General features: G+C 67.5%; 21 protein-coding genes. 5 read left to right on the top strand and 16 right to left on the bottom strand.

Translation table 11 applies throughout. From position 1 onward, the window contains the following. Nucleotides 1-97: 97 nt before the first annotated feature. From FHS28_RS19790 to flgB, 13 genes are all read right to left on the bottom strand, one after another. Complete coding sequence (locus tag FHS28_RS19790) at nt 98-3496, bottom strand: PAS domain S-box protein (RefSeq protein ID WP_088453565.1); 3399 nt, start codon at nt 3494-3496, stop codon at nt 98-100. Nucleotides 3497-3507: 11 nt separating this feature from the next. Next, nucleotides 3508-4671, bottom strand: coding sequence for an EAL and HDOD domain-containing protein (locus FHS28_RS19795; protein WP_088453566.1), 1164 nt, complete (start codon nt 4669-4671; stop codon nt 3508-3510). A 13-nt stretch (nt 4672-4684) separates the two neighbouring features. Beyond that, nucleotides 4685-5932 carry a flagellar hook-associated protein FlgL gene (flgL, locus tag FHS28_RS19800; RefSeq protein WP_088453567.1) on the bottom strand — a complete coding sequence of 416 codons (1248 nt, stop codon included), beginning with the start codon at nt 5930-5932 and terminating at the stop codon, nt 4685-4687. A 62-nt stretch (nt 5933-5994) separates the two neighbouring features. After that, nucleotides 5995-7968: a flagellar hook-associated protein FlgK gene (flgK, locus tag FHS28_RS19805; protein WP_088453568.1), complete on the bottom strand. Its 1974-nt coding sequence runs from the start codon at nt 7966-7968 to the stop codon at nt 5995-5997. Nucleotides 7969-7985: 17 nt separating this feature from the next. After that, nucleotides 7986-8867, bottom strand: coding sequence for a flagellar assembly peptidoglycan hydrolase FlgJ (gene flgJ, locus FHS28_RS19810; RefSeq protein ID WP_088453569.1), 882 nt, complete (start codon nt 8865-8867; stop codon nt 7986-7988). Nucleotide 8868: 1 nt separating this feature from the next. Continuing rightward, on the bottom strand, nt 8869-10023 hold the full coding sequence (locus FHS28_RS19815; RefSeq protein ID WP_088453570.1) for a flagellar basal body P-ring protein FlgI: 1155 nt from the start codon (nt 10021-10023) through the stop codon (nt 8869-8871). Between the two features lie 46 nt (nt 10024-10069). Next, nucleotides 10070-10852, bottom strand: a complete 783-nt coding sequence (locus tag FHS28_RS19820; protein ID WP_088453741.1) for a flagellar basal body L-ring protein FlgH — start codon at nt 10850-10852, stop codon at nt 10070-10072. 89 nt (nt 10853-10941) lie between these two features. After that, complete coding sequence (gene flgG, locus FHS28_RS19825; protein WP_088453571.1) at nt 10942-11724, bottom strand: flagellar basal-body rod protein FlgG; 783 nt, start codon at nt 11722-11724, stop codon at nt 10942-10944. A gap of 102 nt (nt 11725-11826) precedes the next feature. Continuing rightward, complete coding sequence (gene flgF, locus FHS28_RS19830; protein WP_088453572.1) at nt 11827-12555, bottom strand: flagellar basal-body rod protein FlgF; 729 nt, start codon at nt 12553-12555, stop codon at nt 11827-11829. Between the two features lie 52 nt (nt 12556-12607). Further along, nucleotides 12608-14011: a flagellar hook protein FlgE gene (gene flgE, locus FHS28_RS19835; protein ID WP_088453573.1), complete on the bottom strand. Its 1404-nt coding sequence runs from the start codon at nt 14009-14011 to the stop codon at nt 12608-12610. 67 nt (nt 14012-14078) lie between these two features. Continuing rightward, entirely contained in the window at nt 14079-14735 is a 657-nt protein-coding gene (locus FHS28_RS19840; RefSeq protein WP_088453574.1) for a flagellar hook assembly protein FlgD, read from the bottom strand. A gap of 61 nt (nt 14736-14796) precedes the next feature. Continuing rightward, on the bottom strand, nt 14797-15219 hold the full coding sequence (gene flgC / locus FHS28_RS19845) for a flagellar basal body rod protein FlgC (RefSeq protein ID WP_088453575.1): 423 nt from the start codon (nt 15217-15219) through the stop codon (nt 14797-14799). 23 nt (nt 15220-15242) lie between these two features. Further along, complete coding sequence (flgB, locus tag FHS28_RS19850) at nt 15243-15626, bottom strand: flagellar basal body rod protein FlgB (RefSeq protein ID WP_088453742.1); 384 nt, start codon at nt 15624-15626, stop codon at nt 15243-15245. Between the two features lie 174 nt (nt 15627-15800). Here flgB and flgA point away from each other — a divergent pair, with 174 nt between their 5' ends. The 3 genes from flgA to FHS28_RS19865 all read left to right on the top strand — a co-directional run bounded on the left by flgA (nt 15801) and on the right by FHS28_RS19865 (nt 17888). Continuing rightward, nucleotides 15801-16859 (top strand): flagellar basal body P-ring formation chaperone FlgA, encoded by a 1059-nt coding sequence (gene flgA / locus FHS28_RS19855; RefSeq protein ID WP_088453576.1) that lies wholly within the window; start codon nt 15801-15803, stop codon nt 16857-16859. 205 nt (nt 16860-17064) lie between these two features. Further along, nucleotides 17065-17448: a flagellar biosynthesis anti-sigma factor FlgM gene (gene flgM / locus FHS28_RS19860; RefSeq protein ID WP_184295271.1), complete on the top strand. Its 384-nt coding sequence runs from the start codon at nt 17065-17067 to the stop codon at nt 17446-17448. Continuing rightward, nucleotides 17448-17888 (top strand): hypothetical protein, encoded by a 441-nt coding sequence (locus tag FHS28_RS19865; protein ID WP_246410385.1) that lies wholly within the window; start codon nt 17448-17450, stop codon nt 17886-17888. The genes flgM and FHS28_RS19865 overlap by 1 nt, the downstream gene beginning before the upstream one ends. 83 nt (nt 17889-17971) lie before the next feature. On the opposite strand, the gene FHS28_RS19870 is transcribed toward FHS28_RS19865, so the two are convergent. The 3 genes from FHS28_RS19870 to kefF are packed head-to-tail and all read right to left on the bottom strand — an operon-like array spanning nt 17972 to nt 20952. Beyond that, complete coding sequence (locus tag FHS28_RS19870) at nt 17972-18403, bottom strand: DUF1841 family protein (protein WP_088453578.1); 432 nt, start codon at nt 18401-18403, stop codon at nt 17972-17974. A 24-nt stretch (nt 18404-18427) separates the two neighbouring features. After that, nucleotides 18428-20263 (bottom strand): glutathione-regulated potassium-efflux system protein KefC, encoded by a 1836-nt coding sequence (gene kefC, locus FHS28_RS19875; RefSeq protein ID WP_088453579.1) that lies wholly within the window; start codon nt 20261-20263, stop codon nt 18428-18430. Beyond that, on the bottom strand, nt 20263-20952 hold the full coding sequence (gene kefF, locus FHS28_RS19880) for a glutathione-regulated potassium-efflux system oxidoreductase KefF (RefSeq protein WP_088453580.1): 690 nt from the start codon (nt 20950-20952) through the stop codon (nt 20263-20265). The genes kefC and kefF overlap by 1 nt, the downstream gene beginning before the upstream one ends. Nucleotides 20953-21026: 74 nt before the next feature. Here kefF and FHS28_RS19885 point away from each other — a divergent pair, with 74 nt between their 5' ends. Both FHS28_RS19885 and FHS28_RS19890 read left to right on the top strand, forming a co-directional pair. Continuing rightward, complete coding sequence (locus FHS28_RS19885; protein ID WP_088453581.1) at nt 21027-21671, top strand: ParA family protein; 645 nt, start codon at nt 21027-21029, stop codon at nt 21669-21671. Nucleotides 21672-21732: 61 nt separating this feature from the next. Continuing rightward, nucleotides 21733-22185, top strand: coding sequence for a MaoC family dehydratase (locus FHS28_RS19890; RefSeq protein ID WP_088453582.1), 453 nt, complete (start codon nt 21733-21735; stop codon nt 22183-22185). The last annotated feature ends 3 nt before the right edge of the window (nt 22186-22188 follow it).

Here is a 22188-nt window from a genome sequence, read left to right on the forward strand (position 1 = left end):
TCATTGGCGGATCGAACATTGTCACCCAAATGCCGGAGAGCGCCCCGCTCGTTTGCGAGCGGTCACAATCTCCCTGCCGGGGCTTCACAAAGCGGACTCAAGCTTGCGGCAGCCAGCTCACGCCCGGCGGCCACAGACTCAGTTCACACAGAACCCGGTCGCCCTCCTGCTGGAGGCTGAGCAGGGCACTGCGACGGGGCAGCAAGGCGCGTACCAGCCCCAGTCCGGACACCCCGCCGCGGATCTGCTTCAGGTCGAAGCCGGGCGGCAGCTGGCCTTCATTGCTGATGCGCAGCAGCACCTGCTCCGGGTCGAACACCAGCTCGCACAGGACCGGTGCGCTGCCGCCATGCTTGAGGGCGTTGGTGAACAGCTCATTGAGGGTGAGGGCGATCGGGATCGCCTCCACCTCCGGCAGGCCCCAGCGCTGGGACTGATCCGCCGCCGCACCGCTGATGTCCACCCGGATGTCCCGACCGAACATGCGCTGCACCGAGCCCAGCACCGCCTCGATCACCCGGCGCAGCCGCAAAGGTCCGGATTCGCCGACCTGCAGCCCATACACCTGGGCGATGGCCTGCACCTGGCCCACGGCCTCGTTGATGACGCCCGCCACCTCCGGACGTCGGGCAGCGATCTGCTGCAGCAGGCCGGCCACGCCCTGCAGGTTGTTCTTGATCCGGTGATGCACCTCGCGCACCAGCAGTTCCCGCTGGGCGATCGCCGCTTCCAGCCGCGCCGCTTCCTGGGCCCGCTGCTGCGTGACGTCGCTGGCCACCAGCAGCAGCTGCTCCGGTTCCACTTCGCCGCTGGCGTCGTTCACGCCCGAGAGGTGAAGCAGCCGCGTGTCCCAGACCCGGGTGTGACCGGCCACCTGCAGCCGGTATTCGCGCTGCAGCACTTCGGAACTTTCGAGGGCGAATTCCATGTCGGCGCGGACCGCCTCCGCCTGCTCGGTGCCAAAGAGCGCCTCCAGGCTGGCACCGACCAGTTCTTCCTCTTCGCGTCCGGCGAGGTCGGCTGCGGCCTGGTTGATCTGGCGCACCTGCAGCGTGCGGGCGTCATGCAGGCTGATGGCGATCGGCGCCGCCTCGATGATGCGCTGCAGGGACGCCTGCGCCTGCTCACTCTGCGCCTCGGCCTGGCGGCGGCGTTCGATGTCGAGCAGGGCGTAGGTCAGCTGACGTTCGCCGTCGGGGCCGCTGCCGGTCACCACCGCATTGCCCACCACCCAGAACTCGCGGCCATCACGGGCGACGAGGCGGCATTCGAAGGTCTCCGCCTGGCCTTCGGGCAGGTCGTCGAGGTAGTGGGTCTGGCGGAACGGATGGTCCGGCGCGTCGGTCGCGACGATGCTGATCGGCTGGCCGGCAAAGCCCGCCAGGTCGCCGCCGAACATTCGGCGGGCCGAGCGGTTCATCCACTCGATGCCATGACGGCCGACGGTGACGATGCCCACCAGCACCGAGTCCAGCACCGCGCGCTCCCGCTCGGTCTGGAGCAGCAGGGATTGCTGCGCGCGATGGCGTTCATCGACGCTCAGATAGGTGACGATGATGCCGGCCTCCGGCTGCCCGGGACGCACCGGCCGCTTGCTGACCAGCATCCAGAGAATCGACCCGTCCCGCCGACGCACCCGTCGCTCGCTGCGCCACAGGCCGGTCTCCGCCAGGCTGCGGACGGCGGCGCGGCGGTCGCGCTCGAATTCTGCGGGCGATTCAAACAGCTCCGCATGCGGCAGGGCGATCAGTTCATCCTGCCGGTAGCCCAGCATCTGGCCCAGGGCTTCATTGGCGCGGACCACCCGGTCGTCCCGAAGGATGGCGATGCCGACGTCGGACAGCTCGAACATCAGCTCCCGGTCCTGGGCCAGCGCTTCCAGCTCGGCCTGCTGGGCCTTGAGGCGGGAGATGTCACTGACCACCGCCACCAGCGCCTGCTCCTGCGGCGCCTCGGGCGGCACCACGCGGCGCAGGGACAGGGCGTGCCAGCGCGGCTCGGCGCCAGCGGTCGTGCCGGGTGTGCCCGATGTGGCGGACGTACCGGGCCATTCAAACTCAAATTCGCGGCCGTTCTCGTCCAGCGCTGGTAGTGCAGCCATCACCTGCGCATGCAGCGCCGGGAGCGCCTGGAAGAGGGCATCAAAGGGCGTGCCGGGCTCCGGCTCGCCGCCCAGGCCGAGCATCCGGCCCAGCGCCCCGTTGCTGCGCAGCAGACGCTGCCGGCGGACGTAAGCCATGCCCAGGCCGGCACCGTCGAGCATGGCGCCCAATTCGCGAAGGAGCAGCTCATAACGGGCCTGGGCCTGCTGGTTGTCGGTGATGTCGAGCGTCAGCACCGAGGTGATCGGCTGGGCGGAGGACAACACGCCCGGCTCGACGCGGGTCAGCAGCCAGCGCAGGCCCAGTTCGGGGTGACGCACGGCGTAGCGCAGGGCCAGCGGCTGATTCTGCTTGATGGCCTGCTGGAGCTTTTCGTAGTCGGCGCGGGAGTCGGCGTCGACCATGTCGCGGTTGACGCCTTGCAGGGCGCTGGCTCTGGCAGCGGACGCCGCCGCAGCCGGGCGCGCGTCTGCGGGCAGCGAAGCGGCGGGTGGGATCGTCGGGGCCGCCGGCCGTGGCCCCGCGGAGGGCGACGTTGGCCAGGTCCCCGGACCCTCCAGGGCGTCGGGCAGCTCGCCGGGACGCATCCAGCCCATCTCCGGCTGGAAGGTCGCCAAGCCCACGCCCGCGGTGTCCATCAGGGCCTGCAGCTGGAGATGCGCCAGTTCCAGAGCCTGATCGCGACTGCGGTCTTCCAGCATCAGCAGCAGTCGCGGACGGTCCCAGGGGCCGGTGAGCCGACGGGCCCGCACCCGCATCCAGCGCGGTCGGCCCTGCGGCTCGGCCAGCAGCGCTTCCCGGTGGACTTCGGTGCCGGCTTCCGGGGCGAGGCCGCTCAGCAGCGCGCGCCAATCCGGCGGCAGCTCCTGGACGCTCGCGGGCGGCTGCGGGCACAGGCGCCCGGCCAGTCGGCCGAAGGCGGCATTGCTGCGCAGCAGCAGGCCCTGGTCGTCCTGCATCAGGGCGGGCAGCGGGCAGAGATCGAGCCACTGGTCGATTTCCGTCTGCATGTGTTCGGCCCGTTCCCGGGCGGCGCGTTCGGTGCTGTGGTCCTGCAGCAGCGCCAGCGTCAGGTCGGTGCGCTCCAGCGGATGCAGCGAGGCCTGCAGGAGATGCTCGCGCTGCTGGTCATCCAGCAGCCTCAGGTCGTGGGGGCGGCGGACCCCGTGGGCGCCGTGGGGGCTGGCCGCGCGAGGCAGCCGGCTCTTGAGGGTGACCGGCCCGAGCAATTCCATCAGCCGGGCGTTGACCAGCAGCACCTGCCCCTGGCCGTCGATCAGCAGCGCCGGCCACGGCCCTTCCCAGAGCCCCGTCAGCAGCGTCTGCAGGGAGGACCCGGCAACCGACCGCGTGCTCAGCAGGGAGCGGAAAGGGTCGGTGCGGGTCGGGTCCATGGGCGCGCTAATTACTCCAGCTGGCCGGCCTTGTGCAGGGCGCGCAGCACGGCGTTGTTCACTTCTTCCGGCGACAGCATCAGCGCATCAATGGCGCTGCGGGTGTCGAAGACGGATTCGTTCTCGATGGCCTGCACCAGGTCCAGGTAGGGCTTGTAGGGGCCGTTCTGGTCGACCAGCGCCTGCCGCACCCGCTCCGGCACCGGGATGGATTGCAGCAGCTTCTCGAAGGGCTGACGCAGCATGTGGTCCAGCAGCGAGAACAGGCCGCAGATGAACATTTCATCGCGCAGTTCGGCTTCCGCCATGCTCTTGGCCAGGTCTTCCATCAGCAGCCCGCGGCGCAGCGCGGCGAACATCACCGGGCGCATCGCATGTTCCTTGCTCGCGGTGGCCAGCAGCAGGGCCAGCCAGCGACGCAGGCGGGCATAGCCCAGCAGCATGATCGCGTGACGGAAGGAGGACACCTCCACCGACAGGCCAAACGCCGCGGAATTCATGTAACGCAGCAGCTTGAAGGCCAGGCTGGGGTCACGCTTGAGCGTCTGCTCCAGGCGTTCCACATCCTCGCCCTGGTCCACCCGGGACATCAGCTCAACGATCACCTGCAGGTCGGCGGCCTGGGGGTCCTTGGTGGTCGGCGGGGTGGCGGGGGCTTCGAATTCTCCGTGGAAGGGCCAGCCCAGCACACCGGCGGCGCCTTTGTCCCAGGCCTGCTGAAAGTCGCCGGCACTGCGTGCGCCCGACACCAGCACCGTCTTGCCCGCCGGCGTGGGACCGCTGGCCAGGTCCGGCAGGTCCAGCACGATCTGCTTGAAGCCGGGGGCTTCGGAGCGGCCCTTGAGCAGGGTCACCACGCCTTCGGCGGCGCGGGCCTGGATCTGGGTGGCCAGTTCGGCGTCGCCGACCAGGAAGGCGGGTACTTCCACCCGGAAATGGCGAGGCAGCGGCGCGGCCAGCAGGCCCTTGAGCAGCCCTTCATGGGCCACGTTCAGCACCACCGCCTTGGCGGGGAAGGCGTCGGTCAGCGCCGCCAGCACGTCCGCCGCCGCCGGAGTGGCTTCGGGGCGCAAAGCGAACACGGTGACGCGAGTGGCTTCGATGTCGAGTGGCCTGGTAACCAGGGGCGCGTATCCCAGGGCCAGTTGGCCCAGCACGGCGTGCGTCGAGTTCATGCAGATGGCGGCTTCAGGAGTTGAGGTATTGGAACAGCGACATGCGCTGAACCATGGCGTAAGTTTTCAACGCCGCATCGTAGCCCGTCTGCTGGTTCTGGAAATCGGAAATGCCCTGCGTCATATCGAGGTCCTCTGCGGCAGATTGCTCGGCTTGGTTGTAAACCTTCAAGGTCTGGAGCCGTGTCTGGGATCCGTCGAGGTTGTTCATCTGCTCACCGACCTGGCTGCGGACGTTGGTCAGATTGCCCATCACGGCATCCAGATCCCGCAGATTGACCAGGTTGGCCTGGGTGACTTCGGTGCCGGTACGACCCTCCTTGCGCAGGGATTCGATGGTGCGGTCCAGCACGTCGAACACCTTCAGGTCGCTGGTGGCGGGTTCGACGGTGAAGGTGTCCCCGTCCACCGGCTGGCCGCCAATGGTCATCGACAGGCCGTCGAACTTGACGGTGTTGCCGGCGGTGTAGTTGTCGCTGGCGACCGGCACATGGCCCTGGGTTTCGTTGTAGACGGTGTAAGTCTGCGACGGGGCGGTGCCGGTGATGGTGATGGCGTAGGAGGCGCCGGTGACGGCGGTGGGGTCGGTAACCCGGCCGGCGTCGATCCAGCCGGCCGGTGCCGCGCCGGTGGTGAGGTTGGTGCCAGCGTTGGTCACGAAGGTGCCATTGCCGCTGCGGGCCTGCTCCCAGGCGGCCTTGCCGTCCACGCTCAGCGGATAGTTCTCGAGGTTGCCGGTGCTCACGCTACCGCCGATGCCGTCGAAGGCCACACCGCCGCCGGTGCGGTTGCCTGCCGCATCCCGCTGGACGGGATTGTCCAGGAACGGGGTGCCGGTGGTGCCCTGGCCGGAGAACAGGTAACCGCCGGAGCCGTCTCCCCGGTTGGCGATGGAGAGCAGCTGGTCGCGCAGGCCCTGCACCTTGTTGGCCAGGCTCTTGCGCTCGGCGTCGGTGTAGCTGGCGTTGCCGGCAGCGACCAGCGTTTCGCGGATCTGCTGCATGATCTCGTTGGCATCGCCCAGCGCGCTTTCCGCCAGCGTCATGCTGTTGCGGCTGGCCTCCAGGGCGCGGGTGCTGGCATCGACCTGGCCAATGGCGGTGCGCGCACGCTCCGCGCGGGCAGCGCCGGTCGGGTCGTCGCTGCCTTTTTCGACCCGTTTGCCGGAGGTGAGGCGCTGCTGGGCATCCTGCATCTCCTGCTGGCGTTTTTGCAGCGTCGAGATGCTGGCCTCGAACATGTTGGCGGTGGAGAGGCGCATGGCGGTCGTCCTGGCGTCAGTTCACTGGGTTACGTGGCGGAGATGCGGCGGCTGTGGCCCGCTCACCGCTGCACGATGCTCAGCAATTGGTCAAAGATGGTCTGGGCGGTCTGCAGCACCTTGGCCGCAGCCTGGTAGCCCTGCTGGAACTGCATCAGGCGGGCGGCTTCCTCATCGAGGTTGACGCCGGCCTGGCCCGATCGGGTCGCTTCGGCCTGGCTGGCCACGGTGGTGGAGACGCTGGCGAGATATTCCGCCCCCTGCACCCGGGAGCCGACGTCGGCAATCGCCGCCGCATAGGCCTCGGTGACCGTCTGGCCGCGCGACATCGTGCCGTCGGCCTGCAGCTGCTTGCCGACGAAGGTCTCGCTCTGCAGCTTCAGGAACGCCTTGGCATTGCCGTTGTTGGTCGAGACCACCGCATCCGACTTCTGCAGGTTGATCTTGTCGCCTTCGCGCGGCACGCCGTTCAGGCGCAGCTCGAAGCCGAGATCCACCCCGCCCGCCGGATCATTGCCGATGGCCTGCCCGGCCTTCCAGGTGCCGGTGTAGCTGGTGTTGTCCGACAGGGTGATGGTGTAGTTGATGCTCTGGTCCGCATTCACCGTGCCGAACTGCACCGTGGCAGGCTGCAGGGTCTTGTCGAACTTCGAATTGACCGCATAGAGCGAGTCGACCGTGGCCGTGCCCTTGTTGTTGACGTCGACAGTACCCACCACCGGCGCCGCGGCGGCCAGGCCGCTCGGGTCGTCCATGGCGCGCTTGAAGCTGGTCGCAGCAGCGGCCACCGGTTCCAGCACAAAGCGGTCGTTGGCCTGCATCGTGCCGGTCATCGTCAGGCTGATGCCGTAGGCCTTCTCGATCTGGTCCTTGTTCATCGTCGTGGCCGTGCCGTCCGGACGCACCGCGATCTGATAGCTGTCGGGCGTGCCGGTGGGATCGGCGGAGATGACAAAGGACAGGGCCGGCACCATCTCACCGTTGGTGATGGTGGCCGAGAGCTTGGCGTCGCCCTTGTTGGTGACGGCAGGCAGCACCGTGGGGTCGGCGATGCTGAAGAGCGGTCCGCCCGCAGCGGACTTCAGGTCCACGCCGAGCGACTGCTGTTCGTTCACCCGGGTGGCGATGGCCGTGGCCATCTGACCCAGCAGGTTGCGTGCATCCTGCAGGTGGGTGTTCTGATAGCGCAGCAGTGCGGTGAGGGAGCCGCCGGTCAGGGTGCTGTCGTCCAGCACCCGGGTGCCGTTGGCCTCGGTGATGGAGAGCTGCGCGCGGGAATTGTCGTAGGGGTCGGGCGTGACCTGCAGCTCCTGCGCCTGGCCGCCCAGCACCAGCCGCTGGCCGCCGCCGATGAAGACGCCGACGGTGCCGTCGCTGCTGGCCACGGTGGAGACCTGCACATACTGGCTGAGCTGCGAGACCAGCTGGTCGCGCTTGTCCAGCAGGTCGTTGGGCGAATGGCTGGTGCCGTTGGCCCGGGCGATCTGGTCATTGGCCGCGGCGATCTGTTTGGCCAGCTCGTTCACGGTCTTGACGTCCGCCTTCATGTCGCTGACGACGCCGGCCTGCAGGTCGGCCAGCTGCTGGCCGGCGCTCTGGAACCGCGACGCCAGCTCCTGCGCCTTGCCCAGCACCACCTGACGCGCCGACGGGTCGGACGGCCGGCTGGCCACATCGACCAGGGCATTCAGGAAGTCGTTGCTGGCCTGGCCGATGCCGTCCGAGCCGGTCGGGAAGATGTTCTCCAGCTGCGCCAGCTGGGCCTGCATGGTGTTGTCCATGAAGGCCTGCGACTTGGCGGCTGCCGCTTCGCGGGTCAGGAACTCGTTGTGCGAGCGGGTGACCGTCTGCACATTCACGCCCTTGCCGAAGTAGCCCGCGCCGGTGAACTGCCCCTCGGGCGTGGTCAGCACCACTTCCTGGCGCGAATAACCGGCCACGTTGGCATTGGCGATGTTCTGGCCGATGGTCTGCAGGGCCGCCTGGTTGGCGAACATGGCCCGCACACCAAGGGAAAGAAGGGCGGAGGTCGACATGCTGGTGTCCTAGGACGTCAGGCCATGGCGCGTTGCACGCGCATGGTTGTGTTGATGACCCGCGCCAGCTTGGACGCGTACTCCGGATCGGTGGCGTAGCCCGCCTTCTGCAGGCCCTTGGCAAAGCCTTCGGCGCTGCCGGTGCTGGCCTTGGCCACCACGTCGCGATAACGGTCGTTGCCGCTGATCAGCTTGGCATAGTCCTTGAAGGCTTCTTCATAGCTGCCGTAGGCGCGGAACTTGGCGGTGACACGCTGCGGCTTGCCGTCCACATATTCGGTGGTGCTGACCTCGGCGACCTTGCCGGTCCAGCCCGGGCCGGCCTTGATGCCGAAGACGTTGAAGCTGCTGCTGCCGTCCTTGTTCAGAATCTCGCGCTTGCCCCAGCCGGATTCATGCGCCGCCTGGGCGATCATGAAGCTGGCCGGAATGCCGGTGGCAGCCTGGGCGGACTTGGCGGCGCCGTCGTGCTTCTGGATGAAGTCCTGCACATGCGGCTGCACATTCTTCGTGGCCAGCTGCGGCAGCTGCTGCGTGCCGGCGGCCGCCTTGGCGCTGGGCAGCTCGCCGTCCTTCACGCCCAGCTGGCGCTGAAGATGCCGTTCGATCGCCTGGGACAGCCCGCCCGGCAGGCCGGCCATCTTGCCGGCGTACTGCTGGTCCAGCATCTCGCCGCCCATCTGGGTGGCGGAGTTGTCCATCATGCCGGAGCTCATCGTGGCCTGCCGCATGCTCTTCATCACTTCCTGCATGAAGAGGGTTTCAAACTGCTTGGCCGTTTCCTTCACCGCCGCCTTCGGGTCGCGGGTCGCGACCGACTTCAGCTGGTCGATGGAGCGGGTGTCGGTGGAGAGGCCGCCGTTGCCCAGGGCCGTGCTCAGAGGAGTCGAGAGTGCCATGTCAGATCACCTCCAGCTCGGCATTCAGGGCGCCGGCACTTTTCATGGCCTGCAGGATGGCCAGCAGGTCCTGGGGCGTGGCGCCCAGGGTGTTGAGCGCCTTCACCACGTCATTGAGTCGGGTGCCGGCCGGCAGCTGAATCATCGTGCCGGGGTCCTGCTTGATCGAGATATCGGTCTTCTCCGTCACCGTGGTCTGGCCGCCGGAGAGGGCATTGGGCTGGCTGACCTGCGGGGTGCTGGAGATCGTCACCGCCAGGTTGCCGTGCGCCACGGCGCAGGGCGACAGCGTCACCGCCTGATTCATCACCACCGATCCGGTCCGGGCGTTGATGACGATGCGGGCCGCTGGCGTGTCCAGATCGAGGGGCAGGTTTTCCATGTCGGCCAGGAAAGCGACTCGCGCTTCCGGCGCCAGCGGTGCGCGCACCCGCACCACCCGGCCGTCCAGCGGCTGGGCCGTGCCTTCGCCCTTGGCCTTGTTGATGGCGCGGGCCACGGCGCGGGCCGTGCCGAAGTCGGAGGCATTCAGGTCCAGCTGCAGGAATTCGTTCTGCTGCAGCGGCGTGGGCACGCTGCGCTCGACCAGCGCCCCGTTGGGGATGCGGCCGGCGCTCAGATGGTTGATCTGCACCTTGGAGCCCCCGGCAGATGCGCCGGCGCCGCCGACGATCAGGTTGCCCTGGGCAATGGCGTAGACCTGGCCGTCCGCACCCCGCAGCGGGGTGGCGATCAGCGTACCGCCGCGCAGGCTCTTGGCATTGCCCATGGACGACACCACCACATCCAGCGGCTGGCCGGGTTGGGCGAACGGGGGGAGCTGGGTGGTGATCATCACCGCCGCCACGTTGCGCGGCTGCATGGTGACGCCCTGGGGCAGCAGCACGCCGAACTGCTGCAGCATCGCGGTCAGGCTCTGGCCGGTGAACGGGGCCTGGGTGGTCTGGTCGCCGGTGCCGTCCAGACCCACCACCAGGCCGTAGCCGGTCAAGGGGTTGGAACGCACGCCCTGCACGGCCGCCACTTCCTTGATGCGGGTGGCCTGGGCCGGGGTGGCCACAGCCAGCAGCGCCATCAGGCTCAGCAGGCCACTGGCCAGCAGGCGGGGGCAGGGACTGAAAAAGCGGCGGAGAGGGGGGAAGGTGTTGGGGTACATCTCGGTCACACGTGAGGCAGACTCGTGTGACCGATTGTGGGCAAACTTAAGTCGGCGAAAGGTTCAAGAAGAACCGGGATAGCCAGCCAATTGAATGCGCATCCGCCACCGCGCCGCGGCCGCGCTGCTCCACCCGGACATTGGCCACGGCGGTGGAAGGCACCGTGTTCCCTTGGCGAATCGTCTGCGGGTCCACCTGGCCGAAGAAGCGCAGCACGTCCACATTGCTGTTGACGCCGACCTGTTTCTCGCCGGAGATCAGCAGATGGCCGTTGGGCAGCACGCCGGTGACCACCGCGGTGATGGTGCCGGAGAAGTCATTGGTGTTCTCGTTGGTGCCCTTGCCGGTGTTCTTGTTGGACGAGGTACCGCCCACCTCCGCCCGGCCGCCACCGAAGGAATTGGCCGCAAAGCCGGGGATCGCGGTCACGCCCGCGCTCAGGGAGCCGGTCTTGTCCAGGGCGGAGCTGGACTTCTGGGTGGCGCTGACCTTCTCGGTGATGGTGACGGTGACGATGTCGCCGACCAGCCGGGCCCGATGGTCCTCGAACAGCGGACGGAAGTTCGCGTTCTGATAGATGGCGCCGTTGTTGGCCGAGGCCGGAATCGGCTCGGGCATGCGCACCACCGGCGCGGGCTGCATGTCCACCCGGGGTTCCGGGTAGGGCGTGCTGCAGGCGCTGAGAACGGCGAGTGCCGAAGCTGACAGGGCCAGCAGCGCGGTGCGGACCAGCGAACCGGCGCGGGGGCCGGTATGGCGGGCGACCGGGGCGACGACCAGGGAGCCGACCAGGGAGGCGACAGAGACAGGGGAAGAAGACCGGGACATGAACAACTCCTGGAACAACGAAGCGGGGCGTGGATCAGGCGGAGGGGGGGCAGGCCGCACCCATCAGGGGCGCGGCATCAGCCCGCCGCTCAGATCTGCGACAGCTTCTGCAACATCTGATCCGAGGTCTGGATGGCCTTCGAGTTGAGCTCGTAGGCGCGCTGGGTCTGGATCATGGAGACCAGCTCTTCCACCACATTCACATTCGAGGTTTCGGTGAAGCCCTGCTGCACCGCGCCCAGGCTGTTGGTGCCCGGAGCGCCCGTCTGCGGCGCGCCCGAGGCGACGGTTTCCGCATACAGGTTGCCGCCCAGCGATTCCAGCCCGGGCGGGTTGATGAAGTTGGCCAGTTGCAGCTGGCCCAGCGTGGTCTGGGCGGTGCTGCCGGCGGTGGTGACCGCCACCGTGCCGTCCTGGCCGATGGTCAGCGACTTGGCGTCCGCCGGCACGATGATGCCGGGCAGCACCGTGTAGCCGTTGTTGGTCACCACCTGGCCGTTGGCGTCCAGCTGGAAGCTGCCATCACGGGTGTAAGCGGTGGTGCCGTCCGGCATCTGGATCTGGAAGAAGCCGTTGCCCTTGACCGCCACATCCAGATAGTTGCCCGACTGCTGCAGCGAGCCCTGGGTGTGGTTGCGGGAGGTCGCCACGGCGCGCACGCCCAGGCCGACCTGCAGGCCGGTGGGCAGGCTGGTCTGCTCGGAGGTGGCGGAGCCGGCCGGGCGGAGGTTCTGATACATCAGATCCTCGAACACCGCATGCTCGCGCTTGTAGCCGTTGGTCGAGACGTTGGCCAGGTTGTGCGAGACCACATCCAGCTGCATCTGCTGGGCTTCCATGCCGGTCTTGGCGATCCAGAGGGAACGAAGCATGTTGAACTCCTGATTCTTCAGACGGGCACTGTGCCGTCAACCGCAGCGGGTGAAGGCTGGATGAGAGGGGCTTATGCGGTGCTAAACCGTGGTGTCGGGGGATCAGCTGTCGCTGAGCAGCTTGGACGCGGCCTGGCCGTGGGTCTGGGCAATCTGCAGCAGCTTCATCTGCTGCTCGAACTGCCGGGCCGCGGCGATCATGCCCACCATGGTTTCCACCGGCGACACGTTGGAGCCTTCCAGCGCACCGGCCTGCACCCGGCCGGCCGGGTCGGCGGGCAGCGGCTCACCGTCCGGTGCGGCGAACAGGCCGTCGGTGCGGCGGGTGAAGCGGCCATCCTCCGTCACCAGCTTGAGCTTGCCGATGTTCACCGGCCGCTGATTGCCGGTCTTGGCGGTGATGGTGCCGTCCGAGCCGATGTCCACCGTGGAGTTGGGCGGCACGCTGATGGGGCCACCGTCGCCCAGCACCTGCAGGCCATTGCGCATCACCAGCAGGCCTTCGGCGTTGACGTCCATCGAGCCGGCGCGGGTGTAGGCCTCGGTGCCGTCCAGCGCCTGCACCGCCATCCAGGTGCGGCCCTTCATGGCCACGTCCAGATTGCGGCCGGTGGTTTCCAGCGGGCCCGCCGACAGGTCGTGACCGGTGGTGGTCTCCAGCGAGAACGCGCGCACGGTCGAACCGTCGCCCCGCACCGGCACCGACCGGAAGGCCTGCAGCTCCGCACGGAAGCCGTTGCTGTTGACGTTGGCCAGGTTGTTGGCCAGCACGTCCTGGCGCGAGAGCGCCGCTTGCGCGCCACTCATCGACAGATAGATCATGCGGTCCATGGTCAGCGGTCCTTGGCGTGTGTCTGCTCAGGTGTCTGCTCAGCCGGCGCGATCAGCGCAGGTTGACCAGCGTCTGCAGCACCTGGTCCTGGGTCTTGATGGTCTGCGCATTGGCCTGGTAGACGCGCTGCGCGGTCACCATGTTCACCAGCTCATTGGTCAGGTCCACGTTGGACTCTTCCAGGGAGCCAGCCTTCAGGGCACCGAGGTTGCCGTCGCCCGGCACGCCGACCACGGCGTCGCCCGAGGCATTGGTGCGGTTCCACAGGTTGCCGCCCAGCGGCTGCAGGCCCTGCGGATTGCGGAAGGTGGCCAGTTCCACCTGGCCGGCCGGCTTGGACTGCCCGTTGGAATAACGGGCGGTCACGATGCCGTTGTTCTCGATGCTGATGCCGGTCAGCTGGCCCGGGGCATAGCCGTCCTGGGTGAGGCTGGTGACGGCGAAGTTGGCGCCGTTTTCCACCGCCGAGGTCATGTCCAGTGACACGCCCTTGACCGACGGATCGGACGGGTCGGCCGGCGGCGCCGGAATGGCCAGCGTCGGCGCCCCCTGCGAGTTCACGCCCGCCGGGATCTTCAGGTTCAGCAGCTCATTGGCGGCCGGCGAGACCGGACTGCCGCCGGTGGGCAGGAAGGTCACCTGGGTGAACGGCGTCAGCGGGTTGCCGGTGGCGGTGCCGTCTTCCGTCTGAATGGGGTTGCCCTGCGCGTCGTATTGCACCGCGCTGCCGTTGGCCGTCACATAGACGTTCCAGACCGTGTTGCCGTTGGCGTCGTCGTTGTTGGCGCGCTGGTAATACAGCGTCACCGCCACCGGCTGGCCCTTGGCGTCATACACCGTCAGCGAGGTGGCGTTGTTGTAGGTCTTGGGGTCGCTCAGCGTGATGCCGGTCTTGTCGATCTTGGCGGACTTCGGATCCGCCGGGTCGCTCAGCTCGAACGGCGCGGTCGCGCCAGCGCGGGAATCCAGCGTGAATTCCATCTCGATGTTGCCGGTCACCTTCGGGTCGATGCCGCCGGTGGGCAGCTTCAGCGAGGTGGCCAGGCCCGGCTGGATCACCCCGTTGCCGTCCGCGGGATAGCCTTGCAGCTTGAGCTGGTCGTTGTTGACGATGTAGCCCTCGCGGTCGACCTTGAACTGGCCGTTGCGGGTGTACATCGTGGGGCTCTTGCCGTCACTCACCTGGAAGAAGCCGTTGCCGTTGATGGCGAGGTCCATCGGGTTTTCGGTGACGGTGATGTTGCCCTGCGTGAACTGCTGGGCCACGGTCTGCAGCTGAACGCCGATGCCGATCTGGTTGGTGCCGGCACCATTCAGCGCGGTGGCGTACATGTCGGCGAATTCAGCCCGCGACGACTTGGCGCCGTAGGTCTGCGCATTGGCGATGTTGTTGCCGATGACTTCCAGGTTCTTGCTGGAAGCGTTCAGTCCGGAGAGGCCTTGTTGGAAGCTCATGTGAAGTCCTTGGGCGGTTCAGTCGGGTCGGGCGGGTCGGCCGCGAAGTCAGTCGGAGATCGGACGATCAAACGATGTTGCGGACCTTGTCGTAATCGACCAGACCGCTGTTCTTGAGTTCCAGCTGCAAGGTGGCGCCGCTGGTGTTCACTGCGCTCACCACATCACGGGTGTAGGTGGTGGCGGTGACCGGATTGGTGCTCTTGGTGGCGGTGACCCGGAAGGTCAGGCCGGTGGTTTCGCCGGACTTGCTGGCATCCCAGGTGTAGGTCTGGTTGCCGGCCTTCTGGGCGCCGATGTCCTGGGTGGCGATCACGGTGCCCGCGCCATTGAGCACTTCCACCTTGACCGTGTCGGCCGGATTGGCCAGTTCGTAGTTGAGCTGGGCCTTGCCGTTCTCCACCGTCACCTGGTTGCCCGGCACCGTCACCGAGCGGCCCACCAGGCTGACGCTTTGCAGCGCCTGCATCTGGCTGAACTGGGTGGCCAGGCTCTGGATGCTGGTGTTGACGTTGCCCACGCCGGTCACCGTCTGGATCTGCGCCAGCTGGGTCGTGACCTGGGCGTTGTCCATCGGATTCATCGGATCCTGGTTCTGCATCTGCGCCACCAGCAGCTTCAGGAAGCGGTCCTGGGTGTCGGCGGCGTTCGGGGTCGAGCTGTTGGACGTGCCGCCGAGGCCGTTGGACGTCTTGCTGGTGCTGTTCAGGGTGGTGAAGTCCATGATGGGCAATCCTGGTACGGGGTGTGGGGGCGGTTCTGCGGTCGGGCGGTCAGGCGGTTGATCAGCCCTGGCCCATCTGGAGCGTCTTGAGCAGCAGCGACTTGGCGGTGCCCATGACTTCGAGGTTGTTCTGATAGGAACGCGAGGCGGAGATCATGTTGACCATCTCTTCCACCGAATTCACATTGCTGTAGGTGACGTAGCCGTCGGCATCGGCGAGCTGGTGGCTCGGATCGTGCACCCGGCGGCCGGGGGCCTGGTTTTCCTTCACCGCGACCACCTGCACACCGACATCGGTGGCGTCGGTCATGCCGCCGTTCTGGTTCATCAGACTCTGGAAGACGACTTCGCGGGCCTTGTAGGCCTGGCCGTCCGGGCCGGCGACGGTGTCGGCATTGGCCATGTTGCTGGCCACTGCATTCAGGCGCTGGCTCTGCGCACTGACCGCGCTGCCGGAAATGTGGAAGATGCTGAACATCGACATGGCGGGGTCCTCCTACGACGTCTTCAAGCCGCGTTCGGCGACTTCATCGCATCCATCAGGGTGCGTACGCTGCCGTTGATGAAACGCAGGGACGCTTCGTACTTGACGGTGTTGTCGGCGAAGCTGGCGCGTTCGCGGTCCATGTCCACCGTGTTGCTGTCCATGCTGGTCATGGAACTCAGGGAGTTCTGGAGCACGCCCTGGGTGCGCTGGGTCAGGGTCTGGTTGGAGGTATCCGCGGCAGGGGAGGTCGCCTCCCGCAGCGCCTTGGCGAAATCCAGGTCCCGCGACTGATAGCCGGGGGTGTCCGCATTGGCGATGTTGCTGGCGAGCAGGCGTTGACGCTCCGCCCGCAGGGTCAGCGCCTGGGCCTGGAAGTTCATCGCGTCGGTCAGTCGGTTCATCATGGTGCGGCTCCTGTGCGTTTCCATGGCGGCCGGGTCCGGAAGGGACGGCGGCCTGGGATTCATCACGTTCGGCCATTGTGGGCAGCGGGCCGGAAAACATGAGCGCGATAAAACGGGGGTTTGCAGTCCATTTCAAAGCCATGCGGGGGGAGGGCGTCGGTAGAGTCACTGGCCATGGCGAAGTCCTCCACCCCCCACGCGCGCCTTCATGCGCCCACCCTGCGCAGCCGTTCACGCGCTGCGGCGGTGCGGCTGGGGCTGCTTCTGATGTCGCTGAGCCTCGGCGCTGCCGGCGCCGCGACTGCGGGGTCGCTGCCAGAACCGATCATCGACCCGACGATGGGCGCCGTGGCGGCGCAGGCGTCGGGCAGTGCTTCGCCGCAGACGCAGGCGGGTGGGCCCGGGGCGTCCGCGCGGCCTTCCAATCAGGGGGCGGGTGGCACGCCAGTCGGCCCTTCGTCCGGCACCGCCCCATCGACACCGATGCCGCAGCGCCAGCTGGCCAATGCCTTCCAGGCACCGCCGCCGCCCTCGGGGACCCAGAGCATCGTGCCGGGTGGTGGGCGCATCGCCCCGGCGGCGAATCAGGCGCCGCCGAGCCCGCTGGAGGCCAGCCTGCAGGAGTCGCTGCAGATGCTGGCGATGGCCGGGGCGCGTCAGGTGGCGCCGAGTTCGGCCCGGGTGGAAGTGGAGCTGGGCCGGCTGGATCCCCGGCTGCGTCTGGCCCCCTGTGATCAGATCCAGCCCTACCTGCCGCCCAACCAGCGGATGTGGGGGCGCACCCGGATCGGCATCCGCTGCCTGAGCGGCCCGACCAAGTGGAATGTGAGCCTGCCCCTGACCATCCGGGTGTTCGCGCCAGCCTATGTGGCGGTGGCCGACCTGCCGGTGGGCACCGAATTGACTCAAGATCGCCTGCGTCTGGCCGAAACCGACATTGCGGGCGAAACGGGGGTGATCTTCACCCATCCGGAAGCCTGGGTCGGACGCCATCTGGCCAAAGGCCTGATGGCCGGCGAGGCGCTTCGCTCCACCGACCTGAAGCTGCGCCAGTGGGTGCAGCCGGGCGACCGGGTGCAGGTGCAGGCGGCGGGCGACGGATATGCGGTGTCCGGGGAAGGGCAGGCGATGGGGGTCGGGCTGGAAGGCCAGGACGTCCGGATCCGGTTTGACAACGGGCGCATGGTCACCGGGCGAACGGTCGGCGAACGTAAAGTCGAGGTGCTGCTGTGAATCTGGCTGGAAAATCCGGCCTGGAGCCGGTGCCGCCCCCTGATGTCGGGGCCTCTAGCGTGAAATGGGCGGGGTTTGCCCCGTTCTTCGGTAGCCATTTCGTGACGACTGGCCCTAAAGTCTGGTCTGCACAGGTCGATATACCGAATATCGAATGGGGTCTGGCGTCGGTCCAGGCCCACGGATGAATGCCAGGAGAGTGGCCATGAAGATCGGTAACAGTCCAGAACTCAATGCCTACACCAAGGTGAGCAGCACGCGCACCGGTGGGGCAGACGCCGGCCGTGCCGCCCCCGCAACAACCACCGCGACCCCGAGCGCGACGGATGCCGCCACCAGTGGTGCTGGCAGCGCCGTCCGGGCCACGGGTGTGGCGGCGCAGGATTCAGCGTCGCAGGTGGCGCTGTCCAGCACGGCCAGCACGCTGATGTCGTCGTCGGTGTCGTCGGACGACAGTGTGGACATGGACAAGGTCAACCGCATCGCTGCCGCCATCCGCAACGGGCAGTTCAGCATCAATGCCGGTGTGATTGCCGACAAGCTCATCGCCAACACGGCGGAGCTGCTGGGCAAGGTACAGTCTCACTGATGTCTGCCCCGAAGATCAACGTGTCCGTCAACGTGCCTGGTGTCGCCATGTCTGCAACGCCCAATGCCCAGCCCTCGGTCGACCTTGAGCAGCCCCTGCAAGAGGTGGAAAGCTGCCTGAATCTGCTGGGCGATGCCCTGCATCGACGGGACACCCAGGCCATCGAACTGCATGCGGCGAGTCTGCATCTGGCGCTGGCCCGCGCGATCGAGCAATTCACCCTGGCAGCCCGCAGCGGCACCGTGCCGGCGGGTCTGCGGACCCGGCTGGTGCAGGCGGGTGGCCGGGTCGCGGCGCAGCGGGAGTCGCTGGCACGTGCCACGGCCGCGCTGGACCGGGCGATCGATGTGCTGATGCCCGGCGAGCCGTCGGGCCTGTATGGCGCCTCGGGCAAGAGTGAGCGCAAGTCGGCGCTGGCGGGTGGGTCGATCCAGGCCTGACCGGTTGGTGCGGGAGCCCCGCACGCTGAATAGAAAAGCCCAGCATCGCTGGGCTTTTGTTTGTGCGGTGAGTCGCGTCCGGCTCAGCGGGTCGCCTTGCGGCGCAGGCAATCCAAGTAGGCGTGGCCGTCCGGCGGCAGGCCGCTGCGTTGGGACGTCCAGATCATCTCGCCCAGGCACTCCATCGCTTCATGGTGCGCCTCATGCAGCGACTGACGGCGTGCCGCCAGCAGGTCCAGCGCCTGCCGGACGCCCCGCGGCTGGTCGATCTTGTGCTGCTCGATCAAGGTCAGGTGCATCGACAGGTGCAGGAACGGATTGGTCCGGCCATCCTCCACCGTGTAGACGGCCGCCAGGGCAGCGGCCGGGTCAGCCAGATCGTCGTGGTACTCGGGATGTTCCACGATCCAGTCGGCCGCGATCACTTCCATCGGCGTCAGGGGCAGGCTCTCGCGCTGCTTGCGATAGGTCTCGCAGAAGAACTTGCGAACTTCAAGTTGGGAGGGAGCAAACATAAGCCGTGATTGTCACCTGCCTGCTCAAGACTTGCCGGCCTGGGGCTGCTGCTCCGGCTCCTGCCACGGCCGGGCGGCCTGACCGTCGGCCATCGCGCGGCGTTCCTGCGCCAGACGCTCTTCCAGCTGCTGCCGCCCCTGCTTGGACATCGCAATCAGCGTGTCCATGTCGCCGCGGTGTGGCCGCATGGCTTCCATCTGCTCCACGCTGTGGCGCCTGAAGCGCATCGCCAGCTGGCGCGCAGCATGCGGCGTCCAGCCGATGTTCTCCATCACGCTGCGGGCGCTCATCAGGGCGGAATCCAGCGTTTCCCGCTCGATCATCGACACGCCCAGATCCCGCAACGCGTAGTAGTGCTGCACATTGCGCGCCCGCGCCACCACCTGCAGATGGGGGAACTGCTCCTTGGCCAGTTCCGCAATCTTGAGGCTATGGTTCACGTCATCGACGGCGATCACCAGCACATGCGCCCGCTCCGCCCCGGCGATGCGCAGCAGTTCGAGCCGCGTGGCATCCCCCCAGAACACCCGCCAGCCAAAGCGCCGCAGCGATTCGACCGTATCGGCGTCGTGGTCCAGCACGGTGGCGCTGACGCCGTTGGCATTGAGCACCCGGCCGATGATCTGCCCGTAGCGGCCAAAGCCCGCGATGATGACCGGCGATTCCTGCTGCTCCTTGAGTTCATGCGGAGAGCTGCGTGTCTCCTTGCCAGCGCGACGCTGCACCCAGGCGAGCAAGGCCGGCGTCAGCGCGAGGGACAGGGCCACTGCGGCCACCAGCACCGAACGCTGGGCCGCGTCCAGGAGCGTGGCCTGCTCCGCCAGCTGGAACACAACAAAGCCGAATTCACCGCCCTGCGCCAGCAGAATCACAAACACCGGCCTCTCCAGCTTGGGCAGGTCCATCAGGCGGGACAGGGCATACAGCACGAGGCCCTTGCAGATCCACAGCGCGGCCAGCAGGCCCAGCACCACCAGCGGGCGCTCCCACAGCACCGTCAGGTCCAGGCCCATGCCCACCGCAATGAAGAACATGCCCAGCAGCAGCCCCTTGAACGGCTCCAGGTCGGCCTCCAGCGCACGGCGGTATTCGCTTTCGGCCAGCAGCACGCCGGCGGCGAAAGCGCCCAGCGCCATCGACAGGCCCACTTTCTGCATCAGCGCGGCGGTGCCCAGCACCAGCAGCAGCGAGGCGGCGGTGAAGATTTCCGGGGTGCCGCTGCGGGCGATCCAGCGCAGCAGCGGGCGCAGCAGCAGGCGGCCCCCCAGCACGATGGCCACCAGCGCGCCCAGGGCCAGCCACAGCTTGGCGCTGTTGTGCCCGCCGGCCGGACGTCCCTGGCTGGCCAGCAGCGGCACCAGGGCCAGCACCGGGATGGCGGCGATGTCCTGCAGCAGCGCGACGCTGATCACGCTCTGACCGGCACGGGTGCCGCCCAGGTTGCGCTCCGCCAGGACGGCCAGCGCCACGGCGGTGGACGACATCGCCAGGCCCAGCGCCGCGATGACCGCGGTGTGCCAGTCGGAGTCCAGCCAGAATGCCGGCACCAGCAGCAGCGCCGCGCAGCCCAGCATCTGGGCCGAGCCCCAGCCGAAGATGGGCCGGCGCATCGCCCACAGGCGCTTGGGTTCCAGTTCCAGACCAACCAGGAACATCATCAGCACCACGCCGAATTCACCGATCTCCAGCACGGTGGACGGGTGGCTGATCAGCCCCAGCACCTGCGGCCCCAGCAGCACGCCAGCGACCAGATAACCCAGGATTGCGCCGAGCTTCAACCCTCGTGCCAGCGGCACCGCCAGCACGGCGGCGGCGAGCAGCACCAGGGGCGTCATCAACCAATTGCCATGCGACTCCATCAGACCGGCACTCCTTCCTGGGTGGCGGGGCGGTCCTCGGTGGGCACCTCCTCCTGGGCGGGCTCGGGCTGGCGGTCACACCACTCGGGCAGTTCCTGAAGACCTTCGACAAAGCGGCGGGCGTGGGCCTGGATCTCCTCGTTCGAAGCCTTTTGCGCGCTGTGCAGCAGCAGCGGCGGCACGAAGCGCATGCCGCACAGCGCGGCGGTCTGGGCATACGGCAACAGGAAGTCTTCCACCGGATGATGGTTGTAGCCTCCAGCACTGTAGGCGTGGGCACTGCCGCCGGTGGACGTCACCAGCCACAGGTCCTTGCCATGCAGCGCATGGCCGCTGTTGCCGTAGGCAAAGCCGACGCTCAGCACCTCGTCCACCCACAACTTCATCAGGGCCGGCATGCCATACCAATGCATCGGATGCAGCCACACCAGCAGCTTGGCGTCGCGCAGGGCTTCCTGCTCGGCATGGGTGTCAATCGAGTAATCCGGGTAGAGCGCATACAGGTCGCGCACCCGCACGGACGGCATGCCGTGCACGGCGGAGAGCAGGGCGCGGGTCACCCGGGAGTGGGCCAGATCGGGATGGGCCGCCAGGATCAGCACGGGCGCGGCCGGATCGGACTCGGGCCGCTTCGGCGGGGTGCTGTCCCTCTCAGGGTTGGCACCAGGGGGATGTTGGGGGGAGGACATGGGCCGGGAGTATGCGGTATCCCCTAAGATCCTGTGGCACCCGATCGAGGAGTACATCCAGCAGAGGAGGGCCCATGCCGGTGATTCTGGTCGCCAACCCCAAAGGCGGTGTTGGCAAGAGCACGCTAGCGAGCAACATCGCGGGCTACCTGTCCCATCGCGGTCACACCGTGATGCTGGGGGACATCGACCGCCAGCAGTCCTCCGCGCGATGGCTGGCGCAGCGGCCCGCCAGCGTGCCGCTGGTCCAGGGCTGGGAGTTGCAATCGGTGGACGGTCTTCGCACACCCAAGGGGGTGACCCATGCAGTGCTGGACACCCCGGCGGGACTGCATGGCAAGAAGCTGGCGCAGGCGCTCAAGATCGCGGACCGGGTGGTGGTGCCGCTGCAACCCAGCCTCTTTGACATCCAGGCGACATACGATTTTGTGCGGGAGCTGCAAGATGCCCGGCAGGATCGTGGGTCCCACGGACAGCGTCTGTCGGTTGGGCTGGTGGCGATGCGGGTGCGGGAGGGCACCTTGTCCCAGCAGCAGCTGCAGCAGTTCATCCAGCAACTGGGCCTGCCCATGCTGGCGCAGCTGCGGGACACGCAGAACTACGTGCAACTGGCCGCGCGAGGCCTCACCTTGTGGGACATCGCACCGGGCCGGGTGACTCGCGACCTGGAGCAGTGGCACGGACTGTGCGCCTGGCTGGAGCCGCCGACGCTCAACTGAGTGCGCATCTCCGGGAGGGCGCGGGTCCTGCACGACACGACCGCACCCCTAGGAGACCCGCATGCGCATGTTTGACACTCTGGACCAGCTGGAACCGCTGATCGGCCAGGAGATTGGCCTGTCTGACTGGATCGAGGTGGACCAGGCCCGCATCAACGCATTTGCCGAAGCCACCGAAGACCGGCAGTGGATCCATACCGACCCGGTGCGGGCGGCGCAGGGGCCGTTTGGTGGGCCCATCGCGCATGGTTTTTTGACCTTGAGCCTCTTGCCCCGCTTCTTCGAAACCGGCTTTCGTGTCGCCGAAACCCGCATGGGGGTGAACTACGGGCTGGACCGTGTCCGCTTTCCGGCGCCGGTCCCGGCCGGCAGCCGCCTGCGAGGCCGGTTCGTCCTCAAGCGCGTGGAAGCCATCGAAGGGGGGAAGCAACTGTGGGTGGAAGTCACCGTCGAATCCGATCGCGGGGACAAACCCGTCTGCGTCGCCGACTCCATTACCCGCCAATACCGGTAAATC

Source organism: Roseateles terrae, assembly GCF_014192155.1.
Lineage (GTDB): Bacteria > Pseudomonadota > Gammaproteobacteria > Burkholderiales > Burkholderiaceae_C > Roseateles > Roseateles terrae.

Bases quoted from the DNA above. Each gene is read 5' to 3' on its own strand.
- FHS28_RS19790 (WP_088453565.1), bottom strand. From the start codon at position 3,496: ATGGACCCGACCCGCACCGACCCTTTCCGCTCCCTGCTGAGCACGCGG.
- FHS28_RS19795 (WP_088453566.1), bottom strand. From the start codon at position 4,671: ATGAACTCGACGCACGCCGTGCTGGGCCAACTGGCCCTGGGATACGCG.
- flgL (WP_088453567.1), bottom strand. From the start codon at position 5,932: ATGCGCCTCTCCACCGCCAACATGTTCGAGGCCAGCATCTCGACGCTG.
- flgK (WP_088453568.1), bottom strand. From the start codon at position 7,968: ATGTCGACCTCCGCCCTTCTTTCCCTTGGTGTGCGGGCCATGTTCGCC.
- flgJ (WP_088453569.1), bottom strand. From the start codon at position 8,867: ATGGCACTCTCGACTCCTCTGAGCACGGCCCTGGGCAACGGCGGCCTC.
- FHS28_RS19815 (WP_088453570.1), bottom strand. From the start codon at position 10,023: ATGTACCCCAACACCTTCCCCCCTCTCCGCCGCTTTTTCAGTCCCTGC.
- FHS28_RS19820 (WP_088453741.1), bottom strand. From the start codon at position 10,852: ATGTCCCGGTCTTCTTCCCCTGTCTCTGTCGCCTCCCTGGTCGGCTCC.
- flgG (WP_088453571.1), bottom strand. From the start codon at position 11,724: ATGCTTCGTTCCCTCTGGATCGCCAAGACCGGCATGGAAGCCCAGCAG.
- flgF (WP_088453572.1), bottom strand. From the start codon at position 12,555: ATGGACCGCATGATCTATCTGTCGATGAGTGGCGCGCAAGCGGCGCTC.
- flgE (WP_088453573.1), bottom strand. From the start codon at position 14,011: ATGAGCTTCCAACAAGGCCTCTCCGGACTGAACGCTTCCAGCAAGAAC.
- FHS28_RS19840 (WP_088453574.1), bottom strand. From the start codon at position 14,735: ATGGACTTCACCACCCTGAACAGCACCAGCAAGACGTCCAACGGCCTC.
- flgC (WP_088453575.1), bottom strand. From the start codon at position 15,219: ATGTCGATGTTCAGCATCTTCCACATTTCCGGCAGCGCGGTCAGTGCG.
- flgB (WP_088453742.1), bottom strand. From the start codon at position 15,626: ATGATGAACCGACTGACCGACGCGATGAACTTCCAGGCCCAGGCGCTG.
- flgA (WP_088453576.1), top strand. From the start codon at position 15,801: ATGGCGAAGTCCTCCACCCCCCACGCGCGCCTTCATGCGCCCACCCTG.
- flgM (WP_184295271.1), top strand. From the start codon at position 17,065: ATGAAGATCGGTAACAGTCCAGAACTCAATGCCTACACCAAGGTGAGC.
- FHS28_RS19865 (WP_246410385.1), top strand. From the start codon at position 17,448: ATGTCTGCCCCGAAGATCAACGTGTCCGTCAACGTGCCTGGTGTCGCC.
- FHS28_RS19870 (WP_088453578.1), bottom strand. From the start codon at position 18,403: ATGTTTGCTCCCTCCCAACTTGAAGTTCGCAAGTTCTTCTGCGAGACC.
- kefC (WP_088453579.1), bottom strand. From the start codon at position 20,263: ATGGAGTCGCATGGCAATTGGTTGATGACGCCCCTGGTGCTGCTCGCC.
- kefF (WP_088453580.1), bottom strand. From the start codon at position 20,952: ATGTCCTCCCCCCAACATCCCCCTGGTGCCAACCCTGAGAGGGACAGC.
- FHS28_RS19885 (WP_088453581.1), top strand. From the start codon at position 21,027: ATGCCGGTGATTCTGGTCGCCAACCCCAAAGGCGGTGTTGGCAAGAGC.
- FHS28_RS19890 (WP_088453582.1), top strand. From the start codon at position 21,733: ATGCGCATGTTTGACACTCTGGACCAGCTGGAACCGCTGATCGGCCAG.